Raw genomic sequence first — 432 nt, 5'->3', positions numbered from 1 at the left:
GAGAACAATGCTGGTTACCGAGTTGGTGCCATCGGTGAAGGTGACGTACACCGCCTGGCCCGGTTCCACACCACTGGTGGTGCCGGTGACATTCACGGTACCTGCTTCGGTCTGGTTGAAAATGTGGTCGCCACCGCTGCCATCGTTGGTGATCTTGATGGTGGCCAGGGTATCCAGACCATCCTTGTGGCTGTCGGTAGCAGTATTGCCGGCCAGGTCGCTGACTTGCGCCTTGACTGTCACTGCGCCATCCACCAGCGTGCTCAGGTTTTGCGCCTGTACCGTCCAGCTGCCGTTAGCGCCTACCTTGGTATCAACGCTGACAACATGGTTCTGGCTGTCGGTGAAGGTGACGGTAACCGTCTGGCCGGCTTCCACACCCGTGGTGCTGCCGCTGACTGCTGCTGCGGCCGCTTCGGTCTTGTTGAACAC

Annotated in this window: 1 protein-coding gene; it reads right to left on the bottom strand. The window is 59.7% G+C overall.

The window, feature by feature from the left end:
• Positions 1 to 432: Ig-like domain-containing protein (locus AWT75_RS20490; RefSeq protein WP_161937794.1), on the bottom strand; the 432-nt coding region annotated here is incomplete at both ends.

Source organism: Aquitalea pelogenes (genome assembly GCF_001515305.1).
In the GTDB taxonomy this organism is placed as follows: Bacteria; Pseudomonadota; Gammaproteobacteria; order Burkholderiales; family Chromobacteriaceae; genus Aquitalea; species Aquitalea pelogenes.
Note: the sequence above shows the minus strand (reverse complement) of the source record. Positions and strands in the feature narration are given on the sequence as shown.